At 34.0% G+C, this 7,464-nt stretch carries 7 protein-coding genes; 6 read left to right on the forward strand and 1 reads right to left on the reverse strand.

The window, feature by feature from the left end; genetic code table 11:
• The first annotated feature begins 38 nt into the window (after positions 1–38).
• Positions 39–1,775 carry an AAA family ATPase gene (locus G622_RS0104920; RefSeq protein ID WP_049945689.1) on the forward strand — a complete coding sequence of 579 codons (1,737 nt, stop codon included), beginning with the start codon at positions 39–41 and terminating at the stop codon, positions 1,773–1,775.
• A gap of 582 nt (positions 1,776–2,357) precedes the next feature.
• On the opposite strand, the gene G622_RS25675 is transcribed toward G622_RS0104920, so the two are convergent.
• Complete coding sequence (locus G622_RS25675; protein ID WP_155831417.1) at positions 2,358–2,525, reverse strand: hypothetical protein; 168 nt, start codon at positions 2,523–2,525, stop codon at positions 2,358–2,360.
• Positions 2,526–3,258: 733 nt separating this feature from the next.
• Between G622_RS25675 and G622_RS21670 the strand changes: the two genes are divergently transcribed.
• The 5 genes from G622_RS21670 to G622_RS0104950 all read left to right on the forward strand — a co-directional run bounded on the left by G622_RS21670 (position 3,259) and on the right by G622_RS0104950 (position 7,228).
• Positions 3,259–3,996: a CpsB/CapC family capsule biosynthesis tyrosine phosphatase gene (locus G622_RS21670; RefSeq protein ID WP_044957128.1), complete on the forward strand. Its 738-nt coding sequence runs from the start codon at positions 3,259–3,261 to the stop codon at positions 3,994–3,996.
• Entirely contained in the window at positions 3,983–5,008 is a 1,026-nt protein-coding gene (locus tag G622_RS24315) for an LCP family protein (protein ID WP_081675183.1), read from the forward strand. The genes G622_RS21670 and G622_RS24315 overlap by 14 nt, the downstream gene beginning before the upstream one ends.
• Before the next feature lie 28 nt (positions 5,009–5,036).
• Positions 5,037–5,855, forward strand: a complete 819-nt coding sequence (locus G622_RS21680) for a YveK family protein (protein ID WP_049945691.1) — start codon at positions 5,037–5,039, stop codon at positions 5,853–5,855.
• The gene (locus tag G622_RS21685) at positions 5,852–6,547 is read left to right on the forward strand and encodes a CpsD/CapB family tyrosine-protein kinase (protein WP_044957131.1); all 696 of its coding nucleotides are present in this window, start codon (positions 5,852–5,854) and stop codon (positions 6,545–6,547) included. Before G622_RS21680 ends, G622_RS21685 begins: the two co-directional genes overlap by 4 nt.
• A gap of 120 nt (positions 6,548–6,667) precedes the next feature.
• Complete coding sequence (locus G622_RS0104950) at positions 6,668–7,228, forward strand: leucine-rich repeat protein (protein WP_196814178.1); 561 nt, start codon at positions 6,668–6,670, stop codon at positions 7,226–7,228.
• The last annotated feature ends 236 nt before the right edge of the window (positions 7,229–7,464 follow it).

A 7,464-nucleotide genomic window follows, 5' to 3' on the forward strand; every position in this document is an offset into this window, starting at 1 on the left:
CCCACTATTGTGATATAATAATGTCAGGAGGATATATTATGACATCAAAAGAAGCAGCAGATAAATGGAATATTTCTAAAAGGCAGGTCAATTCTCTCTGCGCGCAGGGGAAAATAGTAGGCGCAAAAATGGAGAAAGGAAGATGGATTATTCCTGACAATTATACCTATGTACCCGGAGTTGTAAGTGAAACTATAGATAATTCAGTCAGAACACGAAAATATTTAAATATTGGAAACGATGGATTTTCAACAATAAGAAATGGTAATTATATTGATAAATCAGGCCTCATTTCATTTATGAATGGGTGTTTGTCCACGCCACAAAAACTCGTTTGTGTCAGTAGACCAAGGCGTTTTGGAAAATCTTATGGTGCTAAAATGCTTTGTGCATATTACTGCAATGATTGCGATTCATATGATCTTTTTGCCGATCTGATAGTGGCTAAAGATAAATCATTTGAAAAACACATAAATAACCATGATGTCATTTATCTGGACATGACTTATTTCATATCAGTTGTTGATAAGAGCAGTGAGTTAATAGACAGTATGGAACGGGATGTCATCGAAGACCTTTCATATGATTTTCCTGAGGTGCGCAATGAACAAAACCTTGTTAATGCTTTTAGCAAATTAGTAGCATTAACAGGAAGGAAACTCATACTCATCATAGATGAATGGGATGCGCCATTTAGAGAGTATAAAGGGAATTCTGTTATTTTGGAAAAATATATCAAGCTTTTAAGATCTCTTTTTAAGAGCAGTTTCACTGATCTTTTGTTTGATGGCGTTTATATGACAGGAATTTTACCTATAAAAAAATATGGACACGAATCTGCGATGAGCGATTTTTATGAATACAGTATGGTGGAACCAAGACCATTACAGGAATACATCGGATTTACAGAGCAGGAAGTGAAAAAATTATGTGAACAAAATTCAATGGATTACCAGGCTCTTAAGCGTTGGTATGATGGTTATCGTGTCGGAGATGAACATATATTTAATCCGAAGTCTGTTATGGAATCGATGCTGCGGAAAAAGCTTAGTAATTATTGGACTAAGACAGAAACTTATGAATCTCTCAGAGATTATATAGATATGAATTTTGATGGACTAAAGGATGCGGTCATAGATATGATTGGTGGAAATAGAATAAAGGTTGACACTAATTCATTTCAAAATGATCTTACATCTATGGAGAGCAGAGATGATGTTTTAACACTTCTTATACATTTGGGGTATCTTACCTTCGATGAAGATTCAGAAATGGTATCTATTCCTAATGATGAGATTAAAAGTGAATTTATCAGAGCTGTGAAAAATGGTAATAGAAAAGAACTAATGAAGGCAGTACAGCAGTCAGATCGCCTTCTTAGGGCAACCTGGGATAAGGATTGCGAAGTAGTTGCCGGTATCATAGAAGATATGCATATGGATGAAACTGCTCCTGATTTTTACAATAACGAGCAGGCACTGAGAAGTGTTATAAAAATGGCTTATATAAGTGCAGTGGATTATTACACTAAAATAGAAGAGCTTCCGACAGGAAAAGGCTATGCGGATATAGTATTTTGGCCTAAGAAGGATGTTAAATGTCCAGCGCTTATAGTTGAACTAAAGTGGGATAAAACAGTAGATAAAGCGACTAAGCAGATATTTGAGAAACAGTATGGAAGAGCTTTGAAAGAATATAATGGTGATATCCTATTTATTGGGATTAATTACGATAGCAAAAGTAAGAAACATGAGTGTGAGATAGTAGCATTGTAAGGAACTGAATTTTTAAAGCCAATAAAATGAGTTACACTTTTGAGGGTGAAAAAGTGTAACTCATTTTCTATTATGTGCTTTTTGAGGATGATTTGAACATGAAATGAACTTTATGAGGGATATTGATATCTTCGGATTAAACTTAAAGATTTGAATTAAAGTTGCAATTATTATGTTTTTTTCTTAAATCCGAAAATATGTAGCGAAATAACCCAAGCAATAGTTGATTGATCTGGTACTGGCATCCATTCAAGAAGATATATAAAACAAAGATCACTCTTACATGAGGCTTCTATGTTTAAGCGGAGCGTTTTCAATACACTGTTGGCCTACTGAAATTATGAGATATACGTAAAAGATAGTTTATGAATTCTGCCTTATATGCAGAAAAGAGCTACTAGAGCTAATCATCTAATTCGACATCATCCTCTTTAATTATCTAGTATAACAAATCATAGATACCTGGTGCAGATAGTAGCAAGCTTTATTTATTAAAAAGAGCGATGTAATATTGGTTAAAATTATCAAAATAAAAATTTGTGAAAATACAACTAAAATATCATAAAAATTGAGAATCATTTTTCATATCATTAGGATTGATAAAATTATTAAATTATTAATATGAAGATTACCGCCGGGTGCGTCCATTAAACGCTTTCTTCTTGCTGTAATTTCTCTATCTAGTTGCTGCTTTCGCTCTGCTAATTCTTGCGTAAAATCAAACTTTGGAAGTAAATTATCAATATTCATGTTTCTACATCTTGTTCATCTAAATGATGATTATCATAATTCCTTTCTTTCAAAATGCATCTTCATTCGAAAATAAATTCTATATATGTGAAGGTTATATACTGAATGCATATAAGTTTCTAGAATAGAAACGTTAAATATATAAACATTATTTAAAAATAATGTCAAGCAGAAAAAAATGAATCTGATAACATGAATAACTGAATCTGATAACATGAATAACTGAATATAATATTTATCGTAGATATAGGTGAAAAACTCCCTGAAGAGTATGTAGAAGGCTTCGAAGTAAAATATCTTTCCCGAATACAATATGATTATTATCCATTTGATGCATATTATTTAACAAAAGAATAAGACTTAGCCTATGATTGAGTTACTGAATTTATTAAAGATGGGAAAGAATTAGAACCATGAACTTTAGTAATGCAGATGTTGGAAGTGTATTTTGGTAATATAATTTTACTAGTTCTGGATATGCTCTAATTTATTGTTGAAATTAATTTTAAATTATAGAGTCGTTGTAAAAGATAACTATATATTAATTATATTCATTATTTTTGCACAAAAACTTAATGGAAACTTCACATTATTTTTATTTGAAGTTTATAGAAAATTTATATATACTATATTGAAATGAATTGTTTATATGTAGATAAATAATTCATTGTGTATTTTAAGTCTTTGTACATCATGTTTTTTCAGAAGGAAGTTTTTAGCTGCGGGATTTATCATGTTTGATTTCCATACACATATATTGCCGGGGATAGATGACGGCAGCAAAAATATAAATATAACAAAAGAGATGATTCAAGCAGAGATAGATCAGGGCGTTAACGGAATTGTTCTTACACCTCACTTCTATGCACAGCAGGATGATCCTGTAAGATTCATCGAAAGAAGACAAAGAGCTTATAATAAAGTCATCGAAGAATTGTATAATGATTTGACTTTAGATAAGAAGTTTTCAGATCAAACAAATCCGAAGTTTAAATTAGGAGCAGAGGTCTATTTCTTTTCAGGAATGGCTAAATCCAAGAATTTATCAGATTTGTGTATTGAAGGGACTGAGGTCTTACTTCTGGAGATGCCTTTTAGACAATGGACAAAAGATGTATACAGGGAAGTTAAAGAGATTATAGAGAGGCAGAGCCTTACAATTATTCTGGCTCATATTGAGAGATTTCGAAAATATCAAAAAGATATTTCAATTTGGAATGAGATTATGCAACTTCCGGTTATACCGCAGATAAATACAGAGTGTTTCCAGTCTTGGATGTCACGACGTTTTGTATTTAAATTTATTAATGATGGGCATAGTATTATTCTTGGTACAGATGCGCATAATAATACAGACAGACCAGTGAATATGTCACAAGGTAGAGAAGCCTTGAAGAAGAAATTCGGAGAGGTGATTTTGAATGATATAGATATGCTTTCAGATAAACTGTGGAGAAATGATGAATCGTAGAAAGTTTAAGGTAGTAGGGATTTCTTTTGTAATAGTTTTTCTACTATTAGTGCTTTTTTTAGGCATAAATGCTGTTGAAAAATATATAGATATGCAAGAAATGGAAGATGTTTATGAAGAAGATACAGTCCTTTCAGATGTCGAACTTCTGATAAATGGGAATGTATGTAGATACAATGCAGCAGTCAGGAATTACCTGGTAATAGGAACAGATGTATCAGGGACTTATAAAGATAAAGAAGCTGTTGATTATCATGGGAATATGGCGGACGTATTACTTCTTGTAGTACTCAACAGATCTGATAATAATTATGCAGTTTTGGAAATAGATCGTAATACAATTATGAAAGTTCCAATGATGAATCCGGACGGCAGTGTCAATGCGAGGTCCCTTATGCAGATATGCACTGCGCACTGGTTTGGAGGTAATCCACAGATGTCCAGCGAGAACACAGTGAATGCTGTTTCGGAGCTTTTAGGTGGAATACCAATTGATGGATACTATGAGCTTAACATGGATTCCATAGAAAAACTAAATAATGTAATTGGTGGAGTAACAGTCACTGTAGAAGGCGATTTTAGCCAGGTTGATCCGACTCTAATTGAAGGAGAGGAGATTACCCTCAATGATAAGCAGGCCTATAACTACATTCATGCCAGAATGGAAGTCGGAGATGGCACCAATGAAGGAAGAATGGCAAGGCAGGAAGCTTATATAAAAGCCTATTTGAATAAGCTTATGGAAAAAACAGAAGAGGATCCTAAATTCCCTAATGAAATATATCAGAAGTTGAAAGAAGTCGCACAGACTAACATGACCGGGAATGATTTTTCAAGAGTTTTAAACAGAGCAAATAGAGGAGAAAACCTTGGAACATTGAAATTTGAAGGTAGATACGAAATCGGAAAATTACTCGCCGATGGATTAGAGCATCAGGAGTTCTATATAAATGAAGGTTCTTATTATCAGGTGATGGATAAATTATTTCACCTTACGCCTGTAAAAGAGTAGTTATTGAAGTTGATTTAGAGGAGAAGACATGGAAAAGAAACAAATGGAACAAAAACAGATAAAGGTTTTAAAAGTTGATGATGATCAGGAAGAGATGGAGATTGATCTTTTTGGATTGCTTAGTTATTTCAGAAGCAAACTGATCATAATTATTGCAGCGTTTGTACTTGGGTCAGTATTGGCTGGAGCTTATACTTATTTTCTGGTGGAACCTTTATATACTGCCACAGCAAAAGTATATGTAGTTTCTGCATCGACTGATACAATGGTTAATCTTACTGACCTTAATCTTGGAACAGGGTTATCGGCGGATTATGAGCAGGTTATTACCATAAGACCGATTTTTAATCAGGTTATCAAGGATCTTGATCTTGATTATACTTATGAAGAACTTGTTAAAATGGTAGAAATAGCAGTTGTTAAGAATACAAGAATTATGACTATCAGTGTTACAAGTAATGACCCTAATGAAGCTGAACAGATTGCAAATGATATTGCAAAACAGGCTGAGATTCAAATTCCAAAGCTCATGGATACGCCTAAACCTCATATCATTGAACCTGCAATTGTACCTATGTTTAAGAGTTCTCCAAGTTATTCTAAGAATATAATGATTGGAGCTCTTGGAGCAACAGTACTTGTTTTAGGAGTCTTCACTGTAATCTTTGTACTTCAGGATACAGTTAATACCGCTGATGATATCGAGAGAATGTTTGGTATTCTTCCTCTTGCGGTTATTCCTGAGGGGAATATTGGAGTTTTAGCAGAGGGAAATGAATCAACATCCGGGAAAAAGATAAAGAATATTAAAGATGAAAAAAGTGGAAAGGAGGCTAAGTGCTCATGAATAAGATAGTATTTAATAATAATCCAGAGTTACCCTATGCAATGGAAGAGGCACTTAATTCTCTTCGTATAAACATTGGATTTTTGGGTAAAGATGTAAAGAAAATCATGATAGTATCTTCAACCCCTAATGAGGGAAAGAGTTTTGTTACTATGCAGCTATTTAGACAGTTTGCACAGACAGGAATTAAGACAGCTCTTATCGATGCTGATATGAGAAAATCAACCATGGCTATTAAGTATGATATGAAGCTTACAAATGGTGGTAAGATTCAGGGAACAAGCGCTGTCCTTTCAGGAGATGGTGATTTTGATCAAGCTTTTTATCCTACTTCAATAGATAATGGATTTATTCTTCCAAATATTGATAATGTAATCAATCCATCCAAACTTTTGGAAAATCAAAGGTTTGAAGAGCTCCTCAATTATGCAGGAGAGAATTTTAGATATACACTGGTTGATTCTTCACCTCTTGATCTTGTATCAGACGGTGAGAGAATCGGTTCTCTTTGTGATGGGGCAATTCTTGTTGTAAGAAGTGGTGTCACATCAAAGTCGATGGTTAGACATTCAGCCATGCAGCTTGAGAGAGCAGGATGTCCTCTGCTTGGAGTTGTTCTCAACAGAGTGGAGAGTAGTAAGGGTAAGTACTACTATAAGAAGCAAGGCACATATTATTATGCTAATAATTAATTGAGTATTATCCTTGTATTTTTGTCGGAGTTATTTACAGTTTTTCTGTAATTTACTCATATAAAATTTGATCCGGTGCTTAAGCGCTGGGGAGGAAAGGAGGAGACCATGCATAGTGTTATGAAAAAAGTTCTTGCAGCAATCCTTGGGGCAGCACTCTTTATCTCTACACCTGTATATGCTGCGCCGTCACCTGAAACACCTAATCAGACTGTTTCAGGTGAGGAGCGTAAGCCAACAACAGTTGATAATACTAAGGTAGAAAATACTAACTATACAGTTGATACTAAGGAAGATGGCACAGCTACTTTTACATCAGTAGGAGAAACAACTGAAGAACGTGTTAAGATTCCCAATAATGTCACAGTTAGTGGTGTTGAATACTTAGTTACCGAGATCAAGGCTGAAGCTTTTGCAAATGCAAGTGAGGCAGAAAAAGTATCTATTCCCGGTTCAATCCAGGCTATAAGTAAGAATGCGTTTTCTGGCGCAAAAAAGCTTAAGACAATCAGATTCTACGGCAAAAAGAGCATCAAAGTAGAAAAGGGTGCATTTAAGGGGCTTAAGACATCAAAGATGACCTTCAAGGTTTCAAAGAAAAAGATGTCTAAGAAGCAGTTTAAGAAATTCAAGAAGGCTCTTGAGAAAGCAGGCTTTAAGGGTAAAATCGAACGAGTTTGATTTTCATGAGCTGACGTAATTATTTACGGATTGGAATCATAGGTGCTAAATACTGCACCTATGATTCTGATAAAAAACGATATTCTTTCTAGTAATGTTCTACAGTTTTTATTGATTGTTTCCCAAATTTTTGTTTTGAAAGAATTAACATTATGTAATATGCATATGTATATAGTAACGGGGCAGTTTAATTGATGACTGCCTGTTTTTTTAGAAAAAAACTAACAAAACTTCTG

This window comes from Butyrivibrio sp. LC3010, assembly GCF_000424385.1.
Classification (GTDB): domain Bacteria; phylum Bacillota; class Clostridia; order Lachnospirales; family Lachnospiraceae; genus Butyrivibrio.

Bases quoted from the DNA above. Each gene is read 5' to 3' on its own strand.
- G622_RS21670 (WP_044957128.1), top strand. From the start codon at position 3,259: ATGTTTGATTTCCATACACATATATTGCCGGGGATAGATGACGGCAGC.
- G622_RS0104920 (WP_049945689.1), top strand. From the start codon at position 39: ATGACATCAAAAGAAGCAGCAGATAAATGGAATATTTCTAAAAGGCAG.
- G622_RS0104950 (WP_196814178.1), top strand. From the start codon at position 6,668: ATGAAAAAAGTTCTTGCAGCAATCCTTGGGGCAGCACTCTTTATCTCT.
- G622_RS24315 (WP_081675183.1), top strand. From the start codon at position 3,983: ATGATGAATCGTAGAAAGTTTAAGGTAGTAGGGATTTCTTTTGTAATA.
- G622_RS21680 (WP_049945691.1), top strand. From the start codon at position 5,037: ATGGAAAAGAAACAAATGGAACAAAAACAGATAAAGGTTTTAAAAGTT.
- G622_RS21685 (WP_044957131.1), top strand. From the start codon at position 5,852: ATGAATAAGATAGTATTTAATAATAATCCAGAGTTACCCTATGCAATG.
- G622_RS25675 (WP_155831417.1), bottom strand. From the start codon at position 2,525: ATGAATATTGATAATTTACTTCCAAAGTTTGATTTTACGCAAGAATTA.